We start from the raw sequence: 26,893 nt of genomic DNA on the forward strand, positions 1-26,893 counted from the left end.
GCGCGGGGGGAGGGCGCGGACGGCTACGGCGGCCCTGCGGGCGGATCGCGCTCCGGTGCGCAATCCCGCGCTCCGCGCGGGGAGGGTCGGGGTTCGGCGGATTCGGCTGGGCGTGGCGCTTCGCGCTCCGCGCGGGACGGCGCTCCGGGGCCCCGTTCCGGCGGTCAGCCGCGTGCCGGGCGGGGGGAGGGCGCAGGGCGGGGTGCAGCGCGGTCCGTGCGCGACGGGCGGGTTCGTGCGGCGGGGTCCGCGCGCGGCGGTGTGTCCGTGCGGTCGGCGTCTCGCGCGGAGGCGCTCCCGCGGCCCAGGGGGCCGAAGCGGCCCGGCGGTGGGGGAGCCGGGCTGCGGTTGGGGGAGCCGCGGAAGCGGCTACGGGTGATGGTCATCGCGCTGGGGACTGTTTTCGCGCTGTTCTTCGGGCGGCTGGTACAGCTGCAGTTCCTCGACTCCACCGCGCTCGCCGACGAAGCGACTGCGAACCGCTACGTCACCACCCCCCTCGCCGCGCAGCGCGGCGCGATCACGGACGCCGCGGGGAACGTCCTCGCGACCACCGTCACCGCCTACGACATCACCGCCGACCCCACCATGCTCACCCCCGAGCAGCTGCACACCACCGACGGCCCCGCCCAGGCCGCCACGCTGCTCGCGCCGATCCTGGGCATGGACCAGCAGGCCCTCGCCACCGCCCTCACGGCGAAAAGCTCCAAGGACATGTACCGCCTGCTGGTACGCCAGCAGACCCCGCAGACCTGGAACCAGATCACCGCCCTCAGCGCCAAGCTCGGCGCCAACGCGGGCAAGGGCCACTGCCTCACCGAGAACCTGCTCGCCCAGAAGGCCGGCGACTCCGGCCGCGTCGACTCCGCCTGCGCCAATCCGCTCGCGTCGATCTTCCACACCCGTCACGACAAGCGCGTCTACCCCGACGGCGGCCTCGCCGCCAACGTGCTCGGCTTCGTCAACGCCGAGGGCGTCGGCTCCGGCGGGCTCGAGCAGCAGTACGAGAAGCTGCTCAAGGGCACGGACGGCCAGCAGGTCTACGCCCAGGCCAACGGCCGCGAGGTGCCCACGGCCGGCGGCCAGCACGAGCAGGCGCCCGTGCCCGGTTCCAGCCTGCGGCTGACGCTGAACAGCGACATCCAGTGGGACGCCCAGAAGGCCATCTCCGACGAGGTCGCCAAGAGCCAGGCCCTCGGCGGCTACGTCATCGTGCAGGACGTGACCAACGGCAAGGTCCTCGCCATGGCCTCGGCCCCCGGCTTCGACCCCAACGACCTCGCCCACGCCGACCCGAAGGCCATCGGCAACCCCGCCCTCAGCGACGCCTACGAGCCGGGCTCCGTCAGCAAGCTGATGACCATGGCGGCCGTGCTGCAGCAGAACGTGGCGACCCCGCAGACGCACGTCACGGTCCCCGGCTCGCTGCCCCGCTCCGACCGGGTCTTCCACGACGACGTCGCCCACGGCACCGAGCAGCTCACCCTCAACGGCGTGCTCGCCCAGTCGTCCAACATCGGCACCATCCTCGCCGCCGAGCACCTGGGCAGCACCCAGCAGCAGGCGAACCAGGTCCTCTACGACTACCTGACCAAGTTCGGCATCGGCCAGCCCTCCGGGCTCGGCTTCCCCGGGGAGACGCGCGGGATCCTGCCCACCCCCGACAAGTGGAACGGCTCGCAGCAGTACACCATCCCCTTCGGCCAGGGCCTGGCCGTCAACGCGCTGCAGACCACCTCCGTCTACTCGACCATCGCCAACGGCGGCGTCCGCGTCGCGCCCACGCTGGTCGAGGGCACGACCGGCCCCGACGGCCGGTACACACCGACGCCCGCGCCCAGCAGCACACGCGTGGTGAGCCAGCAGACCGCCACGTCGCTCGCGGAGATGCTGCAGTCGGTCGTCGGCAGCGAGCAGGGAACCGGCACCAGCGCGCAGATCTCCGGCTACCTGGTGGCCGGAAAGACCGGTACGGCGAACCGGGCGACCGCGAACGGCTACAGCGGCTACACCGCCTCCTTCATCGGCTTCGCGCCTGCCGACAAGCCCAGGATCACCGTCTCCTGCGTGATCCAGAAGCCCGTCGGCGCGCACTTCGGCGGACAGCTGTGCGGGCCGGTCTTCAAGCAGGTGATGGAGTTCGCGCTGAAGAGTCTGCAGACTCCTCCCACCGGCGCGGCCGCGGCGAACCTGCCGGTGAACTGGTGACGGGCGGGCGAGCGGTGACAGCACAGGGACTGGTAAGGACGGCGACAGCCTGATGAACGGTACGGACGGCGGCATGAACATGGTGACGAACTCCCCGCTTGGCCCCGAGAGCACCGGTACGGGTAACCTCACCGCCGTGCCCCATCGTGATCAGTCCCCGCTCCGCCCCCGCACCACCGCCGGGCTTTCGCTCGCCCAGGTCGTGGCGCAGCTCGGGCTGAGCGATGACGTCTCGGCCGGGACAGTCACCGGGATCACCCACGACTCACGCGCCGTCCGGCCGGGCGACCTCTACGCCGCGCTGCCCGGCGCCAACGCCCACGGCGCGGACTTCGCCGCCCAGGCCGTCGCCGCGGGAGCCGTCGCGCTGCTGACCGACGAGGCGGGCGCCGAGCGCGCCGCAGACTGCGGCGTGCCGCTGCTCGTCGTCGCCCAGCCGCGCGCCAGGATCGGCGAGCTGGCGGCCGTGATCTACGGCCGCGCCGCCGAGCAACTGCTGACCATCGGCGTCACCGGCACCAGCGGCAAGACCACCACCGTCTACCTGATCGAGGGCGCGCTGCGCGGCGCCGGCCGCACGCCGGGCGTGCTCGGCACGGTCGAGATGCGCGTCGGCGAGCAGCGGATCAAGAGCGAGCGGACCACCCCCGAGGCCACCGATCTGCACGCGGTCCTCGCGATGATGCGCGAGGCGGGCGCGGACGCGGTCGCCATGGAGGTCTCCAGCCATGCCCTGGTCTTCGGCCGGGTCGACGGCGTGGTCTTCGACGTCGCGGTCTTCAACAACCTGACGCCGGAACACCTCGACTTCCACCCCGACATGGACGACTACTACCGGGCCAAGGCCGCGCTGTTCACGCGGCGCCGCTCCCGCGTGGGCGTCGTCAACATCGACGACCGCTGGGGCCGCCGGCTGGCCGGCGAGGCCGAGGTGCCGGTCGTCACCTACTCCGCCGAGGGCGACCCGGCCGCCGACTGGCGCGCCGAGCAGGTCCAGCTCGGGCACGCGGGCTCGCACTTCCGGGTGGTCGGCCCCGACGGCCAGGCCGCCGACGCGTCCTCGCCGTTGCCGGGCCCCTTCAACGTCGCGAACGCGCTCGCCGCCATCGCCGCCGCCGTCACCGCCGGACTGCCGCTGGAGGCGGCCGTCGCCGGGGTCGCCGCCGTGCCCGGCGTGCCGGGGCGGATGGAGCAGGTCGACGCCGGGCAGCCCTACCTCGCCGTGGTCGACTACGCGCACAAGCCGGACGCCCTGCAGGGCGCGCTGCGCTCGCTGCGCGAGGTGACCAAGGGACAGGTCCACGTCGTCGTCGGCTGCGGCGGCGACCGGGACCCGTTCAAGCGCGGCCCGATGGGCGCCATCGCCGCCCGCTACGCCGACACCGCCGTGCTGACCAGCGACAACCCGCGCTCCGAGGACCCGCTGGCGATCCTCGCCGCGATGCTCGCCGGGGCCGTCGAGGTGCCGGAGGCCGAGCGCGCCGCCGTGCTCGTCGAGCCCGACCGGGCCCGCGCGATCGCGGCCGCCGTGGCCCGTGCGCACGCGGGGGACTCGATCCTGGTGGCCGGCAAGGGCCACGAGGTCGGCCAGTACGCCAAGGGCGAGGTCCGCCCCTTCGACGACCGCGTCGTGCTGCGCGAGGCCATGGCCGACGCCGCTGCCGACGCACCCACCGTAGAGACCGCCACCAGGGACATCGAGGAGTAGAACCAACGTGATCCCCCTGACCCTCGCGGAGGTGGCCGAGGCCACCGGAGGGACGCTCGCCGACACGCCGGACCCCACACTCCGGGTCACCGGCCCGGTGGTGCACGACTCGCGCCAGGTCGAGCCCGGCGCGCTCTTCGTCGCCGTGGCCGGCGAGCGCGTCGACGGCCACGATTTCGCCGCGCGCGCGGTCACCGAGTCCGGCGCGGCCGCCGTGCTGGCGAACCGCCCGGTCGGCGTGCCGGCCGTCGTCGTGGACGACGTCCTGGACGCCATGGCCAGGCTGGCCCACGCGGTCACCGAGCGGCTGACGGACACCACCGTCGTCGCGCTGACCGGATCCACCGGCAAGACCAGCACCAAGGACCTGATCGCCCAGTTGCTCGGCGCCAGGGGCAGCACGGTCTACACCGAGGGCTCCTTCAACAACGAGATCGGCTTCCCGCTGACCGCCATGAAGGCGCGGCAGGACACCGAGTTCCTGGTGCTGGAGATGGGCGCGCGCGGCAAGGGCCACATCGCCGAGCTGTGCGCGGTCACCCGGCCCAGGATCGGCCTGGTCATCAACGTCGGCACGGCGCACCTCGGCGAGTTCGGCAGCCGCGAGGGCATCGCCGAGGCCAAGGGCGAGCTGGTCGAGTCGCTCCCCACCGAGGGAGTCGCCGTGCTCAACGGCGACGACCCGCTGGTGCGGGCGATGGCCGCGCGGACCGCCGCCCGCGTCGTGCTCTACGGCGAGGCCGAGGACGCCGACGTGCGCGCCGACGACGTGCGGCTCGACGCCGCCGGGCGGGCCTCGTTCACCTTGAGCACACCCGCCGGTTCCGCACCCGTGGCCCTGAAGCTCTACGGTGAGCACCACGTCAGCAATGCCTTGGCTGCCGCCGCGGTCGCCGCGGAGTGCGGGCTGGGTGTCGCGGAGATCGCCGCCGGGCTGGGCGAGGCGGGCAGCCTGTCCAAGTGGCGGATGGAACTGACGGAGCGTGCGGACGGCGTCACCGTGATCAACGACGCCTACAACGCCAACCCCGACTCGATGCGGGCCGCGCTGCGCGCGCTCGCCGCGATCGGCGGGAGGGGCCCCGAGGGACGCCGCACCTGGGCGGTCCTGGGGGAGATGCGGGAACTCGGCGAGGAGTCCTTCGCCGAGCACGATGCCGTGGGCCGACTCGCGGTCCGGCTGAACATCGCGCAGCTGGTGGCGGTGGGTGGCCGGGAGGCGGCCTGCATGGAGCTGGGCGCGAGGAACGAAGGTTCGTGGGGTGAGGAATCGGTGCTGGTGCCCGACGCGGATAGCGCGATCGAGCTGCTCCGTGAGCAGGTCCGACCGGGGGACGTGGTCCTGGTGAAGGCGTCCCGTTCGGTGGGCCTGGAGAAGGTCGCCGCCGCGCTGCTGGCAGAGCCGCTCGCCGGGCAGATGTCGGCGGGGGAGGCGAGCCACTGATGAAGGCGATTCTCTTCGCCGCCGCGATCGGACTCTTCCTTTCGCTGGTCGGCACCCCGGTCCTGATCCGGATCCTGGCCCGCCACGGCTACGGCCAGATGATCCGCGACGACGGCCCGCAGGCCCACCACAGCAAGCGCGGCACGCCCACGATGGGCGGCATCGCCTTCATCCTGGCGACGCTGGTCGCCTACGGGCTGACGCACGTGATCATGGGGACCGAGGTCACGGTCTCCGGGCTGCTGGTGCTCTTCCTCTTCGCCGGGATGGGCCTGGTCGGCTTCCTCGACGACTACATCAAGATCGTCAAGCAGCGTTCGCTGGGTCTGCGGGCCAAGGCCAAGATGGCCGGGCAGCTGATCGTCGGCATCGTCTTCGCGATCGGCGCGCTGCGCTTCCCGGACCACTCGGGGACGACGCCCGCGTCGACCAAGCTCTCCTTCGTGACCGACTTCGGCTGGTCGCTGGGCCCGGTGCTGTTCGCCCTCTGGGCGATCTTCATGATCCTGGCCATGTCCAACGGCGTGAACCTCACCGACGGTCTGGACGGCCTGGCCACCGGCGCCTCGGTGATGGTCTTCGGCGCCTACGTCTTCATCGGCATCTGGGAGTACGGCCAGACCTGTGGCTCGATGGCGACCGCGGGCGCCCAGTGCTACGAGGTCCGCGACCCGCTGGACCTGGCGGTGGTCGCGGCCGGCCTGATGGGCGCCTGCTTCGGCTTCCTGTGGTGGAACACCTCGCCCGCGAAGATCTTCATGGGTGACACCGGCTCGCTGGCACTCGGCGGCGCGCTCGCCGGCCTCGCGATCTGCTCGCACACCGAGATGCTGCTCGCCATCCTGGGCGGCCTCTTCGTGCTGATCACCCTCTCCGTGATCATCCAGGTCAGCTCGTTCCGGATGACCGGAAAGCGCGTCTTCAAAATGGCGCCACTCCAGCACCACTTCGAGTTGAAGGGCTGGTCGGAGGTCCTGATCGTGGTCCGGTTCTGGATCATCCAGGGCCTGTGCGTCGCAGTCGGCCTCGGCCTCTTCTACGCTGGCTGGGTCACGTCCTGATGAGCGGTGGGGCCACGAACTGGGGGAACCCCATGAACTGGGAAAGGCTGCACGTCACGGTGGCCGGCCTGGGCGTCTCCGGCGTCCCTGCGGCGAAGGTGCTGCACGGCCTCGGCGCGGTGGTCACCGTCGTCGACGGCGGCGACGGCCCGCGTCAGCAGGCGCAGGCCGAGGAGCTGCGGGAGCTGGGCGTCACGGTTCGCCTGGGCGACGGCGACTCGCTGCCGGACGACACCGAGCTCATCGTGACCGCGCCCGGCTGGCCCCCGTACTCCCCGCTCTTCCAGGCGGCGGAGAAGCTCGAGATCCCGGTCTGGGGCGACGTCGAACTCGCCTGGCGCCTGCGCCGCCCGCTCCCGGAGACGGGCGAGCCCGCGCCCTGGCTGGCGATCACCGGCACCAACGGCAAGACGACGACGGTCCGGATGCTCGCCTCGATCCTGACGGCGGCCGGTAAGCGCACGGCGGCCGTGGGCAACGTGGGCGTCTCGGTCCTGGACGCGGTGCTGGCGGACGAGCCGTACGACGTGCTGGCGGTGGAGCTCTCCAGCTACCAGCTGCACTGGGCGCCGAGCCTGCGCCCGTACTCGGCGGTGGTCCTCAACGTGGCCCCCGACCACCTGGACTGGCACGGCTCGATGGAGGCCTACGCGGCCGACAAGGGCCGGATCTACGAGGGCAACGTCGTCGCCTGCGTCTACAACGTCGCCGACGAGGCGACGGAGGCGCTGGTCCGCGAGGCGGACGTGGAGGAGGGCTGCCGCGCCGTCGGCTTCACGCTGGGCGCGCCCGCGCTGGCCCAGTTGGGCGTGGTGGACGGCCTGCTGGTCGACCGCGCCTTCATCCCCGACCGCCGGCACGCGGCGGCGGAACTGGCCTCGGTCGAGGACGTCCAGCCGAGCGCCCCGCACAACATCGCTGACGCGCTGGCGGCGGCGGCGCTGGCTCGCGCCTACGGCGTCGAGCCCCGCGCCGTGCGGGACGGCCTGCGGGCCTTCAGGCCCGACGCGCACCGGATCGCCTTCGTGGCGGAGCTGGACGGCGTGGCCTACGTGGACGACTCCAAGGCCACGAACCCGCATGCGGCGGCGGCCTCGCTCGCGGCGTACGAATCGGTGGTCTGGATCGCCGGCGGCCTGGCCAAGGGCGCGGAGATGGACGACCTCGTGGCCACCGCGACCCCGCGTCTGCGTGCCGCCGTCCTCATGGGCGCGGACCGCGCGGTCATCCGGCAGGCCCTGGAGAAGCACGCCCCGCACGTCCCTGTGTTCGAGCTCCCGGACGGTGTGGCGGGCGCGGACGCGATGGAGGCGGTCGTCAACGCGGCCTCCGGCTTCGCCGAACCGGGCGACACGGTCCTCCTGGCTCCCGCCTGCGCCTCGATGGACATGTTCACCAACTACGGCGAACGCGGCGACATGTTCGCTGCCGCGGTGCACGCGCTGTAGGGAGAGCTTGCCTACCAGGGAATCTAGGGGCGCGGGGAACTGCGCGAGAAACCACCGGCGTGCGGATGGTCCTCAACGTGCAGGGCTATCCGCATAGGGTGGTTTCTCGCGCAGTTCCCCGCGCCCCCTGGGATGTTGCAACTCGCCCACCTGCCTGCAGCTCTGTCGCACTTTGACCCGGTAAGGTCTCTCGCCGACAGGCGTTACGCAGGGGAGAGGACCACCGAAGTGCCGCAGGCGAACGTCGCGACCTTCCGGTCCAGCACCCGCTTCGGCGCAGCGCGCGGCGCGTGGGAGAGGTTCCAGCGGGGGCTGGAGCGGCCGTTGACGCCGTATTACCTGATCCTCGGGTCCGCCGCGCTGATCCTCGTGCTCGGGCTCGTGATGGTCTTCTCCGCGTCCCAGATCCAGGCCAGGCTCGACGGGCTGCCGTTCGACTACTACTTCAAGAAGCAGCTGATCTCCATCGTCATCGGAGCCGGTCTGCTCTACCTCGCCGTACGTCTGCCCGCCAAAGCCCACCGCGCCCTCGCCTACCCGCTTCTCCTCGGCGTCATCGCCCTCCTCTGCGCCGTCATGGTGCCCGGCATCGGCGTCGCCGTGAACGGCAACAGGAACTGGATCCGGCTCGGCGGCTTCTTCCAGATCCAGCCCTCCGAGTTCGCCAAGCTCGCCCTCGTTCTCTGGGCGGCAGACCTGCTCGCGCGCAAACAGCAGATGAAGACTCTCGGCGAGTGGAAGCACCTGCTGATTCCGCTCGTCCCGATGGGCCTGCTGCTGCTCGCGCTCGTGCTCGCCGGCGGCGACATGGGCACCGCGATGATCATCTGCGCGCTGCTCTTCGGCCTGCTCTGGCTGGCCGGCGCGCCCACGCGCCTCTTCACCGCGTCCGCGCTGCTCGCGCTGCTGGCCAGCGCCGCGCTCATCATCACCGTGCCGCACCGGCTCAACCGACTCTCCTGCATCGGGGCCACCCACGTCGCCAAGGACGGCTCCTGTTTCCAGGCCGTTCACGGCATCTGGGCACTCGCCTCGGGCGGCCTCTTCGGCGCCGGACTCGGTGGCAGCGTCGAGAAATGGGGTCAACTTCCCGAGCCCCACACGGACTTCATCTTCGCCGTCACGGGTGAGGAGTTGGGTCTGGCGGGGACCGTGTCCGTCCTCGTTCTCTTCGCGGCACTAGGGTATGCGGGTATCCGCGTGGCCGTTCGCACGAAGGAGCCGTTCATCAGGTACGCAGCGGGAGGCGCCACCACCTGGATCATGGCCCAGGCCACGATCAACATTGGTGCGGTGCTGGGACTTCTGCCCATCGCGGGCGTCCCCCTCCCGATGTTCTCCTATGGCGGGTCCGCGCTGCTGCCGACCATGTTCGCAGTCGGCATGCTGCTCTGCTTCGCACGCAGCGAGCCGGCCGCGAAGGCGGCTTTCGCCGCGCGGAGCAGGCGTAAGGGAAACAAGAAGGCGCGGCGCCGGTTCCTCCGGCTGCCCCACAAGGAGCGGTGAATTTCGGTGCATGTCGTACTCGCCGGCGGTGGCACCGCCGGGCATATCGAGCCCGCACTCGCGTTGGCTGACGCGCTGCGGCGCAACGACCCCACGGTCGGCATCACCGCTCTGGGCACCGCACAGGGCCTGGAGACGCGGCTGGTCCCCGAGCGGGGCTACGAGCTCGCGCTGATCCCGAAGGTCGCGCTGCCGCGCAAGCCCTCCGGTGACCTCATCACGCTGCCGGGACGGCTGCGCAACACCGTCAAGGCCGTGCAGGAGGTCCTGGAGCGGACCAAGGCCGACGCCGTCGTCGGCTTCGGCGGCTACGTGGCGATGTCGGCGTACTTCGCCGCCAAGCGCAGCGGCGTGCCGATCGTGATCCACGAGGCCAACGCCCGCCCTGGCGTCGCCAACAAGATCGGCTCGCGCTACACCGACTTCGTCGCCGTGGCCACGCCGGACAGCAAGTTCCGCGACGCCCGCTACATCGGCATCCCGCTGCGGAACACCATCGCGACGCTGGACCGCGGCCTGGCGCGGCCGCAGGCGCGGCAGTACTTCGGGCTGGAGCAGAACCTGCCCACCCTGCTGGTCTCCGGCGGCTCCCAGGGCGCGCGGCGGCTGAACGAGACGATCCAGACCGTCGCCCCGCGACTGCAGCAGTACGGCGTGCAGATCCTGCACGCCGTCGGGCCCAAGAACGAGCTGCCGCACACCGACGACCTGCCCGGCATGCCGCCCTACCGCGCCGTCCCGTACATCGACCGGATGGACCTGGCCTACTCCGCCGCCGACCTGATGCTCTGCCGGGCCGGCGCGATGACCGTGGCCGAGCTGGCCGCCGTCGGCCTCCCCGGAGCCTTCGTGCCGCTGCCGATCGGCAACGGCGAGCAGCGCCTCAACGCCCAGCCCGTCGTCCGCGCGGGCGGCGGCCTGCTGGTCGACGACGCCGAGCTGACCCCGGACTGGGTGTTCGCGCAGCTGCTGCCGGTGCTGACGGACCCGCAGCGCCTGTGGCAGATGAGCCACGCGGCGGCCGAGTTCGGCCGCCGTGACGCGGACCAGTTGCTCGCGCAGATGGTCTACGAGGCGATCGACGCGCACCGGGGGAGCAGCCGCCGTCGTGGCTGAGTACGTCGGGGTCGAGGAGGAGACGGAGGCGGCGCTCGAGGAGGAGCGTCCGCCCCGGCCCAGGGTGAAGCTGTCGCGGCGCGGTGTGGTGGTGCTCTGCGCGCTGCTGGCCGTACTGCTGGGCAGCGGGGTCTGGCTGGTCTCCTTCTCCTCGGTCTTCGACGTGCGCACGGTCAGCGTCAGCGGCACGAAGGCGCTGACCAAGGCTCAGGTGCTCGCGGCCGCCCAGGTCCCGCTGGGCGGTCCGCTGGAGCGGCTGGACACCGGCGGCATCGAGGCACGCGTGGAGAAGGCGCTGCCGCGCGTCGACCACGCGGACGTCAGCACCTCGTGGCCGCACGCGGTGCGGATCACCGTCACCGAGCGGACGCCCGTCGCGGCGGTACGCGGCGACGACGGGTCGTACACGCTGGAGGACGCCTCCGGGGTCCGCTTCGCGACGCAGCCGAAGCCGCCGGTCGGCGTGCCGGTGGTCCAACTCGCGCTCTCCGCAGCGGGAAAGAGCGAAGTTCCGGAATTTCCCGAGCAGCTTCTCGTCGCTGGCGCGGTCGAGGTGGCCAAGGTGCTGCCCGCGCCGATAGCGCACCGGACGACCGCGGTTGTCGTTCATTCGTACGACGACATCGAGCTGACCTTGAGCTCGGGAGCGACCGTCTACTGGGGCAGTCCCGATCAGAGCGCCCGCAAAGCCGTGGTGCTCAGCGCACTGATGAAACGGGACGCGAAGGGATACGACGTGAGCGCACCGACGGATCCCGCACTGCGGTCGTGAGCCTGCGGTCTTGACGGGGTGTCGGCATACCCCTGAGTCTTGTTGACCCCCGGGTAACAGCACGGACCTTTGATCACATAGGCTCACAAGAAAAAACTGCTTGCTCGGCGTGTCCATTGAACCGACATGCCTGGAGACCTAGTGTCCTAGTGACACTGGATAATGCAGCAGTGACATAGCATTAACTCTAAACCTCATGTTTAGGGTTCGGGTCGGGAGCGTCGGAAGCACCGCCCCTTCGGTATGAGAAGACAGATCCGAGGCGAGAGGCCTTCGACGTGGCAGCACCCCAGAACTACCTCGCAGTCATCAAGGTCGTCGGCATCGGCGGCGGCGGCGTGAACGCCATCAACCGGATGATCGAGGTCGGTCTCAAGGGCGTCGAGTTCATCGCGATCAACACCGATGCGCAGGCTCTGCTGATGAGCGACGCGGACGTGAAGCTCGACGTCGGACGCGAACTCACCCGTGGGCTTGGCGCCGGCGCCAACCCCGAGGTCGGCCGGAAGGCCGCCGAGGACCACCGCGAGGAGATCGAGGAGGTCCTCAAGGGGGCCGACATGGTCTTCGTGACGGCCGGCGAGGGCGGCGGCACCGGCACCGGCGGCGCGCCCGTGGTGGCCAACATCGCCCGCACGCTGGGCGCGCTGACGATCGGTGTGGTGACCCGCCCCTTCACCTTCGAGGGCCGACGCCGCGCGAACCAGGCGGAGGACGGCATCGCGCAGCTGCGCGAGGAGGTCGACACGCTGATCGTGATCCCGAACGACCGCCTGCTGTCCATCTCGGACCGCCAGGTGAGCGTGCTGGACGCGTTCCGCTCGGCCGACCAGGTGCTGCTCTCCGGTGTCCAGGGCATCACCGACCTGATCACCACCCCGGGTCTGATCAACCTCGACTTCGCCGACGTCAAGTCGGTCATGAGCGGCGCGGGTTCGGCGCTGATGGGTATCGGCTCGGCCCGCGGTGAGGACCGCGCGAAGGCGGCGGCGATCATGGCGATCTCCTCGCCGCTGCTGGAGGCCTCGATCGACGGCGCGCGCGGCGTGCTGCTCTCGATCTCGGGCGGCTCCGACCTCGGTCTCTTCGAGATCAACGAGTCGGCCCAGCTGGTCAGCGAGGCGGCGCACCCCGAGGCGAACATCATCTTCGGCGCGGTCATCGACGACGCCCTCGGCGACGAGGTCCGGGTCACGGTCATCGCGGCGGGCTTCGACGGCGGCCAGCCGACCCCGATCGTCCGCGAGCCGGTCGTCCGTTCCAGCACGGACCGCCCGGCGTCGGCCCCGGAGTTCCCCCGCGCGACGGGCTCCACGGCCGCCGGCCGCAGCGTCCACACGCTGGGTTCCGTCCCCCGCGCGGAGGACACCCCGCGCCCCACGCCGGAGCCGACCCTCCCCCCGGTCCCCCAGCAGGCCCCCCCGCGCCCGCCGTACGTCGACTCGGCGGCCGAGGAGCTGGACGTCCCGGATTTCCTCAAGTAGTAGTTGCAACCTCCAGGGGCGCGGGGAACTGCGCGAACAACCACCCGGTGCGGATGGCCCTGAATGTTCGGGGACACACCACTTCAGTGGCTTGTCGCGCAGTTCCTCGCGCCCCTGTCGTGGCTCCGTGGTGTCATAAGGTGATCGCATGATCGGCCAGCGGATTGATCTTGGAAATGGCGTGCGGGCCGCCTTCACCGACAGGTGGGGTGGGGTCAGCATCGAGCCCTTCGGGGAACTGAATCTCGGCGGCGCGGTAGGGGACGACCCGGTCTCCGTTCGGGAGAATCGGCGGCTCGCCGCGCAGTCGCTGGGAATCGACCCCGCTGACGTGGTCTGGATGAACCAGGTCCACGGCGCCGAAGGCTTCGTCGCGAGCGGCAGGCAGGCAGACGGTGAGGCCCCGGCCGTCGACGCCGTCGCCACCCGCGTGCCGGGTCTCGCCCTCGCCGTTCTCACCGCGGACTGCACGCCCATCCTCCTTGCAGATGTCGACGCTCGCGTCATCGGCGCAGCGCACGTCGGGAGGCCCGGCCTCGCCAAGGGTGTCGCGGACACCGTCGTCGCGCTGATGCGCGAGCTCGGGGCGACCCGGATCCGCGCCGTCGTCGGGCCGAGTGTCTGCGGTCGGTGCTATGAGGTGCCGGAGGCGCTCCGCGCCGAGGTCGCCGCCGGGACGCCGGAGGCGTACGCCGAGACTCGCTGGGGCACCCCCGCTCTCGACATCCCCGCCGGGGTCCGCGCGCAGCTGACCCGGCAGGAGGTGACGGTGCGTGAGGAGGAGCCTCACGTCTGCACTCTCGAATCCGAGGACCACTTCTCCTATCGCCGCGCGCCGCGCACCGGTCGGCTGGCGAGTTACATCTGGCTGGGAGGCGACGAAAAGTGACAAAACTGACATTTTCGGAGCGTCTCGCCGAACTCCGCTCCAATCTCGCCTCGGTGGAGGCGCGCATCGACGCCGCCTGCCTGGTGGCCGCGCGTCCCCGCGACGAGGTCAAGCTCGTCGTCGTGACCAAGACCTACCCGGCCTCCGACACCCGACTCCTCGCCGAACTCGGCGTCCGAGACGTCGCGGAGAACCGCGACCAGGACGCTGCGCCGAAAGCGGAGGAATGTCGCGATCTGCCCCTCGAATGGCATTTCGTCGGGCAATTGCAGACCAACAAAGTCCGTTCGGTTCTGCGCTACGCCGACCGAGTGCATTCGGTGGACCGGCTCCGGCTCGTCTCCGCGCTCTCGGCGGAAGTGGTCAAATCAGGACGATCCGAACTGGGCTGCCTGATCCAGGTCGGGCTGGAGTCGGAAACCCCCGACGCCGCGCACCGCGGCGGCGCCGCCCCGAGCGAGGTCGGCGCCCTTGCGGAGGCTGTAGCAGCCGCACCTGGCTTGCGACTTGACGGAGTGATGGCGGTGGCCCCGCTGGTCGGTCCGTTCGCGGGCGACCCGCGCCGCGCGTTCGGGCGTCTCGCGGAAATCGCATCCCGTGTACGGGAGACGCATCCGGCTGCCACGATGGTCTCTGCCGGGATGTCAGGAGACTTGGAAGAGGCCATTGCTGCCGGTGCGACACACGTGCGCGTCGGTACGGCGGTGCTGGGTGCGCGGCAAGCGCTCCGGTAACGTCACCGGTTAGAAGATCAGACCGGAGAACAAATCCGGACAATCAGGAATCTCCCCAGGCTGTGCCATGTGGCCAGCGGGGGCAGACCGTGGATCGTAGAACCTCCCCGGGCCGATCCACCACAGAGCGGAGGACAGGAGTATGGCCGGCGCGATGCGCAAGATGGCGGTCTACCTCGGTCTCGTGGAGGACGATGGTTACGACGCCCAGGGCTACGACCCTGACGACGAGGACTACGGCCCCGAGCCCGAGCCGATGAGGACCGGACGCACCGAGGAGGTGCCCCGCCCTGCAGCGGCTCCGGTCGCCGCGCCGGTGGCCGCCTCGGCCGTCGTCGCCCCCATGCGCGCTCCCGAACCGCGGATCGCGCCAGTGGCGTCCATCACACCCGAACGACGTCTCGTGGAGAAGAGCGCCCCGGTGATCACGTCCAAGACCGGCTCCGACCGGGAGCCTTACCGCATCACGACGCTGCACCCGCGGACCTACAACGAGGCCCGTACCATCGGGGAACACTTCCGTGACAGCACCCCTGTGATCATGAATCTCACGGAGATGGACGACACGGATGCCAAACGACTCGTAGACTTCGCGGCTGGACTCGTCTTCGGGCTTCACGGCAGCATCGAGCGCGTGACGCAGAAGGTGTTCCTGCTGTCTCCTGCTAACGTCGATGTAACGGCGGAGGACAAGGCACGGATCGCCGAGGGCGGGTTCTTCAACCAGAGCTGACAGAAGTGAAGGGCGAGGGGAGACACGGTGAGCGTTGTATGGCAGGTGCTGTACATCGTGCTGATGTGTTTCTTCATCCTGCTGCTGGCACGCATGGTGATGGACTGGGTCCAGTTCTTCGCCCGCGACTGGCAGCCGGGACGGGCCATGGTCGTCCTGCTCGAAAGCATCTACACCGTCACGGATCCGCCGCTGAAGCTGCTGCGTCGGTGGATCCATCCGGTACGGATCGGGGGCATGGCTCTCGATCTGGCCTTCATGCTGCTGATCATTATTGTGTTGATTTTGATCCAGGTCGTGGGGGCGCTGTGACCGACGCAGATGCCCGGCTGTCCGACGATCACGTTGAGGTGAAGAAATGGCATTGACCCCCGAGGACGTTCGGAACAAGCAGTTCACGACCGTCCGCCTCCGCGAAGGCTATGACGAGGACGAGGTCGATGCCTTCCTCGACGAGGTCGAAGGAGAGCTGACCCGACTCCTGCGCGAGAACGAGGACCTGCGCGCCAAGCTGGCCGCAGCGACGCGTGCCGCCGCGCAGAACCAGCAGGCTGCGCAGAATCAACAGAACATGCGCAAGGAGCTGCCGCCGCAGGACCAGCACCAGCAGCAGCGCCCCGGTCCGCCGGTGCCCGCTGCCATATCCGGCCCGCCGGTCCCGCAGCAGGGCATGCCGCCGCACATGCAGCAGATGGGCCACCCCGGCCCGCCGCAGCTGCCCGGCGGCCAGCCGGCGCTCCCGGGCGGCCCGCAGATGCACGGTGCTCCGCAGCTCCAGCAGGCTCCGCAGATGGGCGGCCCGATGGGCGGCCAGACCTTCGGCGGCGGCCTCGCCCCCATGCAGCAGCAGCCGCAGATGATGCAGCCGCAGCAGCCGAACAACGACTCGGCCGCCCGCGTGCTCGCCCTGGCCCAGCAGACCGCCGACCAGGCGATCGCGGAGGCCCGTTCCGAGGCAAACAAGATCGTCGGCGAGGCCCGCAGCCGCGCCGAGGGCCTTGAGCGTGACGCCCGTGCCAAGGCGGACGCGCTGGAGCGGGACGCCCAGGAGAAGCACCGCGTCGCGATGGGCTCGCTGGAGTCCGCGCGTGCCACGCTGGAGCGCAAGGTCGAGGACCTGCGTGCGTTCGAGCGTGAGTACCGCACGCGGCTCAAGTCCTACCTGGAGACGCAGCTGCGTCAGCTGGAGTCCCAGGCGGACGACAGCCTGGCCCCGCCGCGTCAGCCCGCCACCGCCTCGCTCCCCCCGGCTGCGCCCCTGTCCCAGCAGCCGCAGATGAGCCCGGTGGGCGCGTCCCCGATGAGCTCGGGCGGCCCGTCCTTCGGCGGCGGCCAGACCTTCGGCGGTCAGCAGTCGTTCGGCGGCGGCCAGCAGCAGCAGTCCTTCGGCGGCAACGGCTTCGCGCCCTCCGGCGCCGGCCAGCCGACGCCTCCGGCGGCGATGACGCAGCCGATGGCGGCGGTCCGCCCGCAGCCCCCGCTGCAGCAGGCTCCGCAGCCGATGCGCGGGTTCCTGATCGACCAGGACGACGAGAACTAAGTTCTTCCCGACCTGAACGGAACGCCCCCGACACTGGGAAACCGGTGAAGGGGGCGTTTCGTTTTGCAGGGGGCCAGGTTGCACCATCAGGGGCGCGGGGCTCTGCTGATTTGCGCCTCCGGCGCGTGGGCGCGACAGGTCATGACCGGGGCCAGGTTGCACCTCCGGGGGCGCGGGGCTCTGCTTGATTCACTGCGTGCGCGACAAGCCACCCTGAGAGGTGTGTCCCCGAACGTGCAGGGCCATCCGCACAGGGTGGTTGCTCGCGCACGCAGTGAATCAAGCAGAGCCCCGCGCCCCTGGGCTAGGAAATGGTGACGACGCCTGCACAGCCTTGGACGTCACAGGCGACGGTGCCGTCGGTCACGAGGGCGGCGTCGAGCGGGCCGAGGACGACGTCGTTCAACGTTGCCTGGCCTTCGAAGACGATCACCAGGGTGGTGTCGGAGACAGTTGTGCTCTCGGCGACGAAGTCGACCCTCGCGTCTACGACGCCCCTGCGGGTCATGACGTTGAAGTCCACCAACGCCCCGCCCAGCAGACGGCAGTCCGTCGTCGCGTCGCCGGAGAAGGCGAAGGGTCGGTACCGCTCCGCGATGACCGTTTCCACGCCGTCGACGGTGAGAGCCATGCCCTCGCCCTCCACGACCGTGATCACGCGATCGACGCCCGGGAAGGACGAGAACGGGCCCCCGGACGCGACGTCCGCCAGTGAGATGCGCCAGTCGAAATCCGAGGTGCCGCCGCCGGACGGCGACGACGCGACCTCGCGGGTCACGCCGCCGCCGTTCTTCCAGGGACTCGCCACGCGGTCCGCCGCGCGGAGAACCTGAATGTCCGTCACGTCGTCAGGCCTTGCGCAGCCAGAACGTGAGGCCCAGCGTCTCGTCCGTGAACGGGGAGGCCTCCTCCCAGTCCGGCTCGCCCGGGGCGAAGTCCGTTGCCAGGACCTCGTCCGCGAGGGGCGCGCCATGAGCCGCCAGTGCCTCCGACGTGTCGGCCGACGAGGCCACATAGCGGAGCGCGATGCGGTCGGAGACCTCCAGGCCGGAGTTCTTGCGGGCCTCCTGGACCTGGCGGATGGCGTCGCGGGCGATGCCCGCGAGCCGCAGTTCGGGGGTGATGTGGAGGTCGAGAGCGACGGTCGCGCCGGACTCGTTGGCCACGGCCCAGCCCTCGCGCGGGGTCTCGGTGATGATCACCTCGTCCGGCGTGAAGCCGGAGTCCTCGAACGTGGCTGTAAGCGTGCGGCCGTGGGCGCGCAACTCCTCGGCCATCGCCGCCGCGTCCGCCGCCGCGATGATCTTCGCGGCGTCCTGGACCTGCTTGCCCAGACGCTTGCCCAAGGCGCGGAAGTTCGCCTTCGCCGTCGTGTCCACCAGCGAACCGCCCACCGCCGCCAGCGACTCCAGCGCCGTGACGTTCAGTTCTTCCGCGACCTGAGCGATCAGCTCGGCCGACAGCTCCTCGAAGCCCTGCGCCGAGACCAGCGCCCGCGACAGCGGCTGCCGTGTCTTGACGCCCGAGTCGGCGCGCGTCGCGCGGCCCAGCTCGACCAGGCGGCGGACCAGCGCCATCTGGCGCGACAGCGCGGGGTCGATCAGCGTCTCGTCCGCGACGGGCCAGCTCGCCAGGTGCACCGACTCGGGGGCGTCCGGGACCACCGGGACGACCAGGTCCTGCCAGACCCGTTCCGTGATGAACGGGACCAGCGGCGCCATCAGCCGGGTGACTGTCTCCAGCGCCTCGTGCAGCGTCGCCAGAGCCGCGGGCTCGCCCTGCCAGAAGCGGCGGCGGCCACGACGGACGTACCAGTTGCTCAGGTCGTCGACGAAACCGGAGAGCAGCTTGCCGGCCCGCTGGGTGTCGTACGCCTCCAGCGCCGCGTCCACGTCGCGCACCAGCGCGTTCAGCTCGCTCAGCACCCACTTGTCCAGCGCCGGGCGCTCGCTCGGCGTGGGGTCGGCGGCCGAAGGCGCCCAACCCGCCGTCCGCGCGTAGAGAGCCTGGAAGGCGACGGTGTTCCAGTAGGTCAGCAGCGTCTTGCGGACGACCTCCTGGATCGTGCCGTGGCCCACGCGCCGCGCGGACCAGGGCGAGCCGCCGGCGGCCATGAACCAGCGCACCGCGTCCGCGCCGTTGGTGTCCATCAGCTCGATCGGTTCGAGCATGTTGCCCAGGTGCTTCGACATCTTGCGGCCGTCCTCGGCCAGGATGTGGCCCAGGCAGACGACGTTCTCGTACGAGGACTTGTCGAAGACCAGCGTGCCGACCGCCATCAGCGTGTAGAACCAGCCGCGCGTCTGGTCGATCGCCTCAGAGATGAACTGCGCCGGGTAGCGCTTCTCGAACAGCTCCTTGTTGCGCAGCGGGTAGCCGTACTGCGCGAACGGCATCGAGCCCGAGTCGTACCAGGCGTCGATGACCTCGGGCACGCGCACCGCCTGCTTCTGGCAGTTCGGGCAGGCGAAGGTGACGTCGTCGATGAAGGGCCGGTGCGGGTCGAGGCCGCTCTGGTCGGTCCCCGTGAGCTCCGAGAGCTCGGCCAGCGAGCCGACGCAGGTGAGGTGGTCGTCCTCGCAGCGCCAGATCGGCAGCGGCGTGCCCCAGTAGCGGTTGCGGCTGAGCGCCCAGTCGATGTTGTTGTTGAGCCAGTCGCCGAAGCGGCCGTACTTGACCGTCTCCGGGTGCCAGTTGGTGCGCTCGTTCTCGCGCAGCATGGCGTCCTTGACGGCCGTCGTGCGCACGTACCAGGACGGCTGCGCGTAGTAGAGCAGCGCGGTGTGGCAGCGCCAGCAGTGCGGGTAGCTGTGCTCGTAGGGGACGTGGCGGAAGAGCAGCCCGCGGTCCTTGAGGTCGGCGGTCAGCGCCTCGTCGGCCTTCTTGAAGAAGACGCCGCCGACCAGCGGCACGCTCTCCTCGAAGGTGCCGTCGGCGCGCACCGGGTTGACCATCGGCAGGCCGTAGGTGCGGCAGGTCGCCAGGTCGTCGGCGCCGAAGGCGGGCGCCTGGTGGACCAGTCCGGTGCCGTCCTCGGTCGTGACGTACTCGGCGTTGACGACGTAGTGCGTGCCGCCTTCGACGGCCTCGACCTCGACCAGCTCGAACGGGCGCTGGTAGGTCCAGCGCTCCATCTCGGCGCCGGTGAAGCGCTGACCGGTCGCGGTCCAGCCCTCGCCCAGCGCCTTCTCCAGCAGCGGCTCGGCGACGACGACCTGCTCGGTGCCGTCCGTGGCGACGACGTAGGTCACCTCGGGGTGGGCGGCGACCGCGACGTTGGAGACCAGCGTCCACGGGGTCGTCGTCCAGACCAGCAGCGCGGCCTGGCCGGCCAGCGGGCCGCCGGTCAGCGGGAAGCGGACGAAGACCGAGGGGTCGACGACCGTCTCGTAGCCCTGGGCCAGCTCGTGGTCGGAGAGGCCGGTGCCGCAGCGGGGGCACCAGGGGGCCACGCGGAAGTCCTGGACCAGCAGGCCCTTGTCGAAGATCTCCTTCAGCGACCACCACACGGACTGGATGTAGTCCGGGTCCATGGTGCGGTAGGCGTCGCCGAGGTCGACCCAGTAGCCCATGCGCTGGGTGAGCCGGGTGAAGGCGTCGGTGTGCCGGGTGACGGACTCGCGGCACTTCGCGTTGAACTCGGCGATCCCGTAGGTCTCGATGTCCTGCTTGCCGGAGAAGCCGAGCTCCTTCTCGACGGCGAGCTCGACCGGCAGGCCGTGGCAGTCCCAGCCGGCCTTGCGGGCGACGTGGTAGCCCTTCATGGTCCGGTAGCGCGGGAAGAGGTCCTTGAAGACGCGGGCCTCGATGTGGTGCGCGCCGGGCATGCCGTTGGCGGTGGGCGGGCCCTCGTAGAAGACCCACTCGGGGCGGCCCTCCGACTGCTCCAGGCTGCGCTGGAAGATCTTGTTGTCCTGCCAGAAGGAGAGGATCTGGTGCTCGAGCGCGGGCAGGTCGACTTGGGCGGGTACGGCGCGGTACTGCGCAGACATGCTTCCTCCGGCGGGACGTGCGGTCTCCGACGGAGGGACGAGACGCGATCGCGTCCCGCGGTACCACCCTCCTTGGCCGTACAGACCGTGCCTGACGTCCAGGCACGTACGGCCCCCTCATTGGGGCAGCGGCCGGTTCTACTCGGCCCGGTGCACCACCAACGGCGCAACCTGGCCTTTCCTCCGGCGGCTCCGGGGTGATCTTCCCGCTGCGCACACCCCCGGGCTTCCACCGTCCCCGGGTCTCTCGTGGCTGCGTGCGGCGGTACTCGTCCCCATCCACGCCTTGCTGGGTAGCAGTCTATAGGGATCGCGACCGCGATTTCGCGCGCATTCACGCGCGCCTCCGACGCGCCCCTGACATGGTGACGCGCCGGTAACGAACACGGATGGCGATTATCGCGTCACGTTCTGGGCACAACTTCCTTCGTCCAGTCGTCTTCATAGGTGTACAGCGGCGAGAGCGCTGGTGCAGGTAGGCGAGTGGAGGGGCACACTCCGGTATGTCCCGTTGTGATGGCATTCGCCACGCATTATCGTTCCGGCACCGAGCAGAGCCGGCCAGTCATGCACGAAAAGGGGTCGAGGAATGGCGGACAAGGCAAGGAGCGGGGCAGGCGAGACACGCCGCACCGGAGTGTCCGTGGGCGACCCGGGGGAGAGCATCGTGACGCGTAACAAGACCACGGCCGCCACCCGTACGCACCAGGCCACGGGAGCGCGCATGGACCCGGCCTCGCTTCCGGTCCGCCAGGGAGAGGATCCGTGGACCGCGGAGGAGGTCCGTGAGCTTCAGACGGAGCTGACTTCGGAGGCGGCGGAACTCCGCACCGAGATCCAGGTGTCCGAGGACGCCGTCACCGGCCTGATGCGGGACTCCGGCGACGGCGCTGGCGACGACCAGGTGGACGCGGGCACCAAGAACATCTCGCGCGAGCACGAGCTGTCGCTGGCAGCGAACGCGCGCGACATGCTGGCCCAGACCGAGCGAGCGCTGCTGCGCATCGCCAGCACCGGCTTCGGGCTCTGCGAGTCCTGCAGCAAGCCGATCGGCAAGGCCAGGGTCCAGGCCTTCCCGCGCGCCACGCTCTGCGTGGACTGCAAGCAGAAGCAGGAACGCCGATACTGAGACCGTTCGGTCCGAGCTGATTCGCGTGGTTCCGGTGTCGCCCCAGGCCGCGCCGGGGCCTACGCGTGCCGTACCCTCGACGGCGAAAGCCCCACCCGACACGGTCACGCGGAGCGCATCATCAGTACCCACGGTCACCACAACGCCGAGGCCGAGGCGCTCGAAGCCGCTGCGTCCACCGAGGCCGCCGCGTCCACCGAGACCGCCGCGGCAGAAGCAACCGAGGAGGCCGCTCCCGTGCGCAGAAGGCGCCGGATCGGCGTCCTGCTCAGCGTCGCGCTGCTGGCCTACCTGCTCGACCTGGGCAGCAAGCTGCTGGTCGTGGCCGATCTGGAGCACAAGGACGCCATTCAGGTGGCCGGCGACTGGGTGCAACTCGCGGTCATCCGGAACCCCGGTGCGGCCTTCGGCATGGGCGCCGCGATGACGATCGTCTTCACGCTGATCGCGGCGACGGTCATCGTCGTCATCAGCCGGTTGGCCCGCAAGCTCTACAGCCTGCCCTGGGCGATCGCGCTCGGCCTGCTGCTGGGCGGCGCCTTCGGCAACCTCACCGACCGGATCTTCCGCTCGCCGGGCACCTTCCGGGGCGAGGTCGTGGACTTCATCTCGGTCAAGCACTTCGCCGTCTTCAACCTGGCCGACTCGGCCATCGTCTGCGGCGGCATCCTGGTCGTGCTGCTGTCCTTCCTGGGCACCAACCCGGACGGCAGCGTCCAGCGCGACAAGTAGCACGCATGCGAAAGCGGCGTCCGGCTCAGCCGGACGCCGCTTTCGTGTCTCACAGGACCTTGGACAGGAACGCCCTGGTCCGCTCGTGCTGCGGGTTGGTCAGCACCTCGCGCGGGTGACCGGACTCGACCACCATGCCGTCGTCCATGAAGACCAGCGCGTCGCCGACCTCACGGGCGAAGCCCATCTCGTGGGTGACCACGATCATGGTCATCCCGTCCTCGGCCAGCTGCCGCATGACGTCCAGGACGTCGCCGACCAGCTCCGGGTCGAGCGCCGAGGTCGGCTCGTCGAAGAGCATCAGCTTGGGCTCCATGGCCAGCGCGCGGGCGATCGCCACGCGCTGCTGCTGGCCACCGGAGAGCTGGGACGGGTAGTTGCCGGCCTTGTCCGCCAGGCCGACCCGGGCCAGCAGCGCGTGCGCCTGCTCGCGTGCGTCCGCCTTGCTGACGCCCTTGACCTGGATCGGGGCCTCGGTGATGTTCTCCAGCGCGGTCTTGTGCGGGAACAGGTTGAAGCGCTGGAAGACCATGCCGATGTCGCGCCGCTTGAGCGCCACCTCGCGGTCGGGCAGCTCGTGGAGCTTGCCGCCCTTCTCCTTGTAGCCGACGAGCTCGCCGTCCACGTAGAGCCGCCCGGCGTTGATCTTCTCCAGGTGGTTGATGCAGCGCAGGAAGGTCGACTTGCCCGAGCCGGACGGCCCGACCAGGCAGAACACCTGCCCCTGCTGCACCTGGAGGTCGATGCCCTTGAGCACCTCGACCAGCCCGTAGGACTTGTGCACCTGCTCGGCGCGCACCATGGGCTCGTAGGCCGTAGGAACGGTCATGCCGTGCCTCCCACGCGCTTGACGCTGAACAGGTTCGTCCGGATCTTGTGCCAGGGCGTGGGCGGCAGGACCCGGTTGGTGCCTCGAGAGTAGTACCGCTCGATGTAGAACTGCCCGACCGAGAGGATCGACGTGATCAGCAGGTACCAGAGGCTGATCGCGACCAGCGCCGGGATCTCGTAGAAGGTCCGCGAGGCGATGTCCTGACCCGCGCGGGTCAGGTCCTCCAGAGCGATGGCGGAGACCAGCGACGTGGTCTTCAGCATCGAGATCGTCTCGTTGCCGGCCGGCGGGATGATGACCCGCATGGCCTGCGGCAGCACGATCCGGCGCAGCGTCTGCCCGCGGTTGAGGCCCAGCGAGGACGCCGCCTCGCTCTGGCCCTCGTCGACGGACTGGATGCCGGCACGGACGATCTCGGCGAAGTACGCGGCCTCGTTCAGCCCCAGCGCCAGCACCGCGGCGGTGAACAGGCCGATCAGGTCGTTGTAGTTCCACGACACGAAGGTCGGCCCGAACGGGATGCCGATGCCGATCGTGGGCACGAGCGCGCCCAGGAAGTTCCAGACATACAGCTGGACCAGGACGGGGGTCCCGCGGAAGACCCAGATGTAGATCCAGGAGACCCCCGACAGCACCGGATTGCCGGACAGCCGCATCACGGCGAGCAGGATGCCGCCGAAGATGCCGATCACCATGGCCAGCACCGTCAGCAGGATCGTCCGGCCGAGGCCGGTGATGACCGTCGGATAGGTGAAGATCTGGCCGACCACGTCCCAGTGCAGGACGCTGCTGGTGAACAACAGGTGGGCGAACATGGCCGCCAGCACCGCGATCACGGCGACGGCGACCCACCGGCCGGGGTGCCGGACCGCGACGGCCCGGATCTCCTCCGGGCGCCCCCGGGGAGGGGGCGCGTCGTCTTGAGGAATCGTCACGATTCTCTATGCCTTACGTGGGGAGCGCAGGAAGTGGTCAGCTGGCAGCGGCGTTGATCTGGACCTTGTCCGCGCTGAGCGCGCCGGACTCGACGCCCCACTTGGCCAGGATCTGGCCGTAAGTGCCGTCGGCGATGATGTCCTTGATCGCGCCCTGGACCGCCTGGGCCAGTTGGCCGTCGCCCTTGGGCAGCGCGATGCCGTAGGGGGCGGTGTTGTAGTTCTGGCCGATCTTGATCAGCTGGCCGTTGCTCTGCTTCACGGCGTAGTCGATGACCGGGGAGTCGGCCATCATCGCCTGGTCGCGCTTGGCGATCAGCGCCGAGGTGGCGTCGGTCTGCGCGTTGAACTGGTCGCCGTTGTTCGGGATCTCCGGCTTGCCGGCCTTCTTGCAGGCGGGGTTGATCACGTTCTTGATCTCGTCGGCCTCCGTGGTGCCGGTCTGCACCGAGACCTTGATCCCGCACAGGTCGGCCGCGTTGCCGCTGAGCTTCTGCGGGTTGCCGGCCAGCGTCGCGATGGCCTCGCCCGCGTTGTAGTACTGCACCATGTCGACCTGCTTCTCGCGGGCCTTGGTGTCCGTGAAGGAGGACAGGCTCAGGTCGTACTTCTTGGCGGTGATGCCGACCAGGATGCTGCTGAAGTCGGCGCTCTGCCAGGTGGCCTTGAGCCCGAGCTTCTTCATGATCGCGTTGCCCAGGTCGACGTCCATGCCGACGATGTTGCCGCTGGCGTCCTTGAACTCGGACGGCGCGTACGTCGAGTCGGTGGCGATGACGACGGTGCCCTTGGACTTGAGCGCGGCCGGGACCATGGCGACCAGAGCGGAGTCCGCGCCCTCGGCGTTGACGGACTGCGAGGCGTTGGGGGCGGCGCCGGAGTTGCCGCCGATCTTGGAGCTGCCACAGCCGGTCAGCAGCAGCGACCCGGCCGCGGCGACGGAGCCGGCGACGAGCAGGCGCTGCGAGAGGGAACGGGCCATGAGGGTCATCCTCCTGCGGGAACGTGCGAACCTGAGTTTCCGAACTGCACAGCGTTATGCGGTCCGGTCTCCCCTGAATTGAGCCGCATCCTCTCACTCCCGAACCGGCTGTGACGTGCACAGCCGTGTCAAAATCAGATAACGGGTGACTGACCGGGTGATTTCGAGGCCCGGCTGGAGCAGTGTCGAGCAGCGCCGAGCAGTCCTGACCAGTGCCCCCGGTCCGGCATACTCGTAACAGTGAGCACCGTTCCCCAGATCCGCGCCCTGCCCGTGCCCGACGGCCTCGAGGGTGAGCGTGTCGACGCCGCGATCGCCCGCATGTTCGGCTTCTCCCGGACCAAGGCGGCCGAGCTCGCCGCGGACGGGAAGGTGACCGTGGACGGCTCCGTGGTCGGCAAGTCCGAGCGCGTGATGGCGGGAGCCTGGCTCGAGGTCGAGATCCCCGCGCCGCCGGCGCCGGTGCAGATCGTGGCCGAGAAGATCGACAACATGAAGATCGTCTACGACGACGACGACTTCGTCCTGGTCGACAAGCCGGTCGGCGTCGCCGCGCACCCCAGCCCCGGCTGGACCGGACCGACCGTGATCGGCGGCCTGGCCGGCGCCGGCTACCGGATCTCCACCTCCGGCGCGGCCGAGCGCCAGGGCGTCGTGCACCGCCTGGACGTCGGCACCTCGGGCCTGATGGTCGTCGCCAAGTCCGAGCGCGCCTACACCTCGCTCAAGCAGCAGTTCCGCGACCGGGTTCCGGAGAAGCGCTACAACGCGCTGGTCCAGGGCCACCCGGACCCGCTCTCCGGCACCGTGGACGCACCGATCGACCGCCACCCCAGCAGCGACTGGAAGTGGGCCGTCGTCGCCAGCGGCAAGCCCTCGGTGACCCACTACGACCTCATCGAGGCCTACCGTGCCGCCTCGCTGCTGGACATCAAGCTGGAGACCGGCCGCACCCACCAGATCCGGGTGCACATGTCCGCGCTGCGCCACCCCTGCGTCGGCGACCTCACCTACGGCGCCGACCCGACGCTCGCCAAGCGCCTCGGGCTGACCCGGCAGTGGCTGCACGCCGTCTCGCTCGGCTTCGAGCACCCGGGCACGGGGGAGTGGGTCGAGTTCCGCAGCGAGTACCCGGCCGACCTGGCCCGCGCCCTGGAGATCATCAGTGCCGAAAGTTGAGTCCACGGTCAGCATCGTTGTCGCCACCGAGGCCGACATGGCCGACGTGCGGGCGATCCGGCACGAGGTCTTCGTCGAGGAGCAGGGCGTCCCGCCGGAGCTCGAGTACGACGAGCTGGACGCCACGTCCGTCCATGTGCTGGCTCGCGATGCCGACGGCACGCCGCTCGGCACCGGTCGGCTGATCCACGGCCCGCAGGCGCTCGCCGAGACCGGCGGCCGCGAAGGCGTCGTGCTGCTGGGCCGACTGGCCGTCAGCAAGCGTGCTCGGGGCACCGGCCTCGGCGCCGAGCTGGTCCGCGCCATCGAGGACGCCGGGCGAGAGCGTGGCGGCGTGGAACTGGAGCTGCACGCGCAGACCCAGGCACTCCGCTTCTACGAGAAGCTGGGATATGTCGCTTTTGGCGAGGAATATCCCGACGCGGGCATTCCGCACCGGAGTATGACGAAACGTCTGGCAAACTGACCA

The 26,893-nt window shown here is 70.2% G+C and carries 23 protein-coding genes; 18 read left to right on the forward strand and 5 right to left on the reverse strand.

Annotated elements, in window-relative coordinates:
* Positions 1-348 precede the first annotated feature (348 nt).
* The 14 genes from ABIA32_RS17765 to ABIA32_RS17830 all read left to right on the forward strand — a co-directional run bounded on the left by ABIA32_RS17765 (position 349) and on the right by ABIA32_RS17830 (position 16,643).
* Positions 349-2,208 (forward strand): peptidoglycan D,D-transpeptidase FtsI family protein, encoded by a 1,860-nt coding sequence (locus ABIA32_RS17765; RefSeq protein WP_370096196.1) that lies wholly within the window; start codon positions 349-351, stop codon positions 2,206-2,208.
* Positions 2,209-2,260: 52 nt separating this feature from the next.
* Positions 2,261-3,916: a UDP-N-acetylmuramoyl-L-alanyl-D-glutamate--2,6-diaminopimelate ligase gene (locus ABIA32_RS17770; RefSeq protein ID WP_370096198.1), complete on the forward strand. Its 1,656-nt coding sequence runs from the start codon at positions 2,261-2,263 to the stop codon at positions 3,914-3,916.
* Positions 3,917-3,923: 7 nt separating this feature from the next.
* Positions 3,924-5,360 (forward strand): UDP-N-acetylmuramoyl-tripeptide--D-alanyl-D-alanine ligase, encoded by a 1,437-nt coding sequence (gene murF, locus ABIA32_RS17775; protein ID WP_370096200.1) that lies wholly within the window; start codon positions 3,924-3,926, stop codon positions 5,358-5,360.
* Positions 5,360-6,421, forward strand: a complete 1,062-nt coding sequence (gene mraY, locus ABIA32_RS17780; protein WP_370096202.1) for a phospho-N-acetylmuramoyl-pentapeptide-transferase — start codon at positions 5,360-5,362, stop codon at positions 6,419-6,421. Before murF ends, mraY begins: the two co-directional genes overlap by 1 nt.
* 32 nt (positions 6,422-6,453) lie before the next feature.
* Positions 6,454-7,869, forward strand: coding sequence for a UDP-N-acetylmuramoyl-L-alanine--D-glutamate ligase (murD, locus tag ABIA32_RS17785; RefSeq protein WP_370096204.1), 1,416 nt, complete (start codon positions 6,454-6,456; stop codon positions 7,867-7,869).
* A 132-nt stretch (positions 7,870-8,001) separates the two neighbouring features.
* A complete protein-coding gene (gene ftsW / locus ABIA32_RS17790; protein ID WP_370096206.1) occupies positions 8,002-9,375 on the forward strand; it encodes a putative lipid II flippase FtsW in 1,374 nt (457 codons plus the stop codon).
* A 6-nt stretch (positions 9,376-9,381) separates the two neighbouring features.
* On the forward strand, positions 9,382-10,491 hold the full coding sequence (gene murG, locus ABIA32_RS17795; RefSeq protein ID WP_370096208.1) for an undecaprenyldiphospho-muramoylpentapeptide beta-N-acetylglucosaminyltransferase: 1,110 nt from the start codon (positions 9,382-9,384) through the stop codon (positions 10,489-10,491).
* Positions 10,484-11,263, forward strand: coding sequence for a cell division protein FtsQ/DivIB (locus ABIA32_RS17800; protein WP_370096210.1), 780 nt, complete (start codon positions 10,484-10,486; stop codon positions 11,261-11,263). Before murG ends, ABIA32_RS17800 begins: the two co-directional genes overlap by 8 nt.
* 278 nt (positions 11,264-11,541) lie before the next feature.
* The gene (gene ftsZ, locus ABIA32_RS17805; protein ID WP_370096212.1) at positions 11,542-12,747 is read left to right on the forward strand and encodes a cell division protein FtsZ; all 1,206 of its coding nucleotides are present in this window, start codon (positions 11,542-11,544) and stop codon (positions 12,745-12,747) included.
* Between the two features lie 148 nt (positions 12,748-12,895).
* Positions 12,896-13,636 (forward strand): polyphenol oxidase family protein, encoded by a 741-nt coding sequence (locus ABIA32_RS17810; RefSeq protein WP_370096213.1) that lies wholly within the window; start codon positions 12,896-12,898, stop codon positions 13,634-13,636.
* Positions 13,633-14,370 (forward strand): YggS family pyridoxal phosphate-dependent enzyme, encoded by a 738-nt coding sequence (locus tag ABIA32_RS17815; RefSeq protein WP_370096215.1) that lies wholly within the window; start codon positions 13,633-13,635, stop codon positions 14,368-14,370. The genes ABIA32_RS17810 and ABIA32_RS17815 overlap by 4 nt, the downstream gene beginning before the upstream one ends.
* Positions 14,371-14,512: 142 nt before the next feature.
* On the forward strand, positions 14,513-15,103 hold the full coding sequence (locus ABIA32_RS17820) for a cell division protein SepF (RefSeq protein ID WP_370096217.1): 591 nt from the start codon (positions 14,513-14,515) through the stop codon (positions 15,101-15,103).
* Between the two features lie 27 nt (positions 15,104-15,130).
* Complete coding sequence (locus ABIA32_RS17825; RefSeq protein WP_370096219.1) at positions 15,131-15,415, forward strand: YggT family protein; 285 nt, start codon at positions 15,131-15,133, stop codon at positions 15,413-15,415.
* A gap of 46 nt (positions 15,416-15,461) precedes the next feature.
* Positions 15,462-16,643, forward strand: coding sequence for a DivIVA domain-containing protein (locus ABIA32_RS17830; protein WP_370096221.1), 1,182 nt, complete (start codon positions 15,462-15,464; stop codon positions 16,641-16,643).
* A gap of 304 nt (positions 16,644-16,947) precedes the next feature.
* On the opposite strand, the gene ABIA32_RS17835 is transcribed toward ABIA32_RS17830, so the two are convergent.
* Positions 16,948-17,487, reverse strand: a complete 540-nt coding sequence (locus ABIA32_RS17835; protein WP_370096223.1) for a HutD family protein — start codon at positions 17,485-17,487, stop codon at positions 16,948-16,950.
* Positions 17,488-17,491: 4 nt separating this feature from the next.
* Positions 17,492-20,635 (reverse strand): isoleucine--tRNA ligase, encoded by a 3,144-nt coding sequence (ileS, locus tag ABIA32_RS17840; protein ID WP_370096225.1) that lies wholly within the window; start codon positions 20,633-20,635, stop codon positions 17,492-17,494.
* Positions 20,636-21,302: 667 nt separating this feature from the next.
* Between ileS and ABIA32_RS17845 the strand changes: the two genes are divergently transcribed.
* The gene (locus ABIA32_RS17845; protein WP_370096227.1) at positions 21,303-21,764 is read left to right on the forward strand and encodes a TraR/DksA family transcriptional regulator; all 462 of its coding nucleotides are present in this window, start codon (positions 21,303-21,305) and stop codon (positions 21,762-21,764) included.
* A gap of 117 nt (positions 21,765-21,881) precedes the next feature.
* Entirely contained in the window at positions 21,882-22,496 is a 615-nt protein-coding gene (gene lspA / locus ABIA32_RS17850) for a signal peptidase II (protein WP_370096580.1), read from the forward strand.
* A gap of 49 nt (positions 22,497-22,545) precedes the next feature.
* Here the strand turns inward: lspA and ABIA32_RS17855 are convergent, their stop codons facing one another.
* From ABIA32_RS17855 to ABIA32_RS17865, 3 genes are read right to left on the reverse strand one after another with little or no spacing between them, the layout of a single operon-like run.
* Positions 22,546-23,325, reverse strand: a complete 780-nt coding sequence (locus tag ABIA32_RS17855; RefSeq protein ID WP_370096229.1) for an amino acid ABC transporter ATP-binding protein — start codon at positions 23,323-23,325, stop codon at positions 22,546-22,548.
* Entirely contained in the window at positions 23,322-24,263 is a 942-nt protein-coding gene (locus ABIA32_RS17860; protein ID WP_370096231.1) for an amino acid ABC transporter permease, read from the reverse strand. The genes ABIA32_RS17855 and ABIA32_RS17860 overlap by 4 nt, the downstream gene beginning before the upstream one ends.
* A gap of 37 nt (positions 24,264-24,300) precedes the next feature.
* A complete protein-coding gene (locus tag ABIA32_RS17865; protein ID WP_370096233.1) occupies positions 24,301-25,245 on the reverse strand; it encodes an ABC transporter substrate-binding protein in 945 nt (314 codons plus the stop codon).
* Positions 25,246-25,485: 240 nt separating this feature from the next.
* Between ABIA32_RS17865 and ABIA32_RS17870 the strand changes: the two genes are divergently transcribed.
* Both ABIA32_RS17870 and ABIA32_RS17875 read left to right on the forward strand, forming a co-directional pair.
* Positions 25,486-26,424, forward strand: a complete 939-nt coding sequence (locus ABIA32_RS17870; RefSeq protein WP_370096235.1) for an RluA family pseudouridine synthase — start codon at positions 25,486-25,488, stop codon at positions 26,422-26,424.
* Positions 26,425-26,461: 37 nt separating this feature from the next.
* Positions 26,462-26,890, forward strand: coding sequence for a GNAT family N-acetyltransferase (locus tag ABIA32_RS17875; protein WP_370096582.1), 429 nt, complete (start codon positions 26,462-26,464; stop codon positions 26,888-26,890).
* Positions 26,891-26,893 lie beyond the last annotated feature (3 nt).

It is taken from the genome of Streptacidiphilus sp. MAP12-20 (genome assembly GCF_041262525.1).
Lineage (GTDB): Bacteria > Actinomycetota > Actinomycetes > Streptomycetales > Streptomycetaceae > Streptacidiphilus.

Excerpts from the sequence above, each read along its gene's own strand:
- mraY (WP_370096202.1), top strand. The coding sequence starts at position 5,360 with ATGAAGGCGATTCTCTTCGCCGCCGCGATCGGACTCTTCCTTTCGCTG.
- murD (WP_370096204.1), top strand. The coding sequence starts at position 6,454 with ATGAACTGGGAAAGGCTGCACGTCACGGTGGCCGGCCTGGGCGTCTCC.
- ABIA32_RS17830 (WP_370096221.1), top strand. The coding sequence starts at position 15,462 with ATGGCATTGACCCCCGAGGACGTTCGGAACAAGCAGTTCACGACCGTC.
- ABIA32_RS17875 (WP_370096582.1), top strand. The coding sequence starts at position 26,462 with ATGGCCGACGTGCGGGCGATCCGGCACGAGGTCTTCGTCGAGGAGCAG.
- ftsW (WP_370096206.1), top strand. The coding sequence starts at position 8,002 with ATGTTGCAACTCGCCCACCTGCCTGCAGCTCTGTCGCACTTTGACCCG.
- ABIA32_RS17865 (WP_370096233.1), bottom strand. The coding sequence starts at position 25,245 with ATGGCCCGTTCCCTCTCGCAGCGCCTGCTCGTCGCCGGCTCCGTCGCC.
- ABIA32_RS17855 (WP_370096229.1), bottom strand. The coding sequence starts at position 23,325 with ATGACCGTTCCTACGGCCTACGAGCCCATGGTGCGCGCCGAGCAGGTG.
- ABIA32_RS17810 (WP_370096213.1), top strand. The coding sequence starts at position 12,896 with ATGATCGGCCAGCGGATTGATCTTGGAAATGGCGTGCGGGCCGCCTTC.
- ABIA32_RS17770 (WP_370096198.1), top strand. The coding sequence starts at position 2,261 with ATGAACGGTACGGACGGCGGCATGAACATGGTGACGAACTCCCCGCTT.
- ABIA32_RS17820 (WP_370096217.1), top strand. The coding sequence starts at position 14,513 with ATGGCCGGCGCGATGCGCAAGATGGCGGTCTACCTCGGTCTCGTGGAG.
- ileS (WP_370096225.1), bottom strand. The coding sequence starts at position 20,635 with ATGTCTGCGCAGTACCGCGCCGTACCCGCCCAAGTCGACCTGCCCGCG.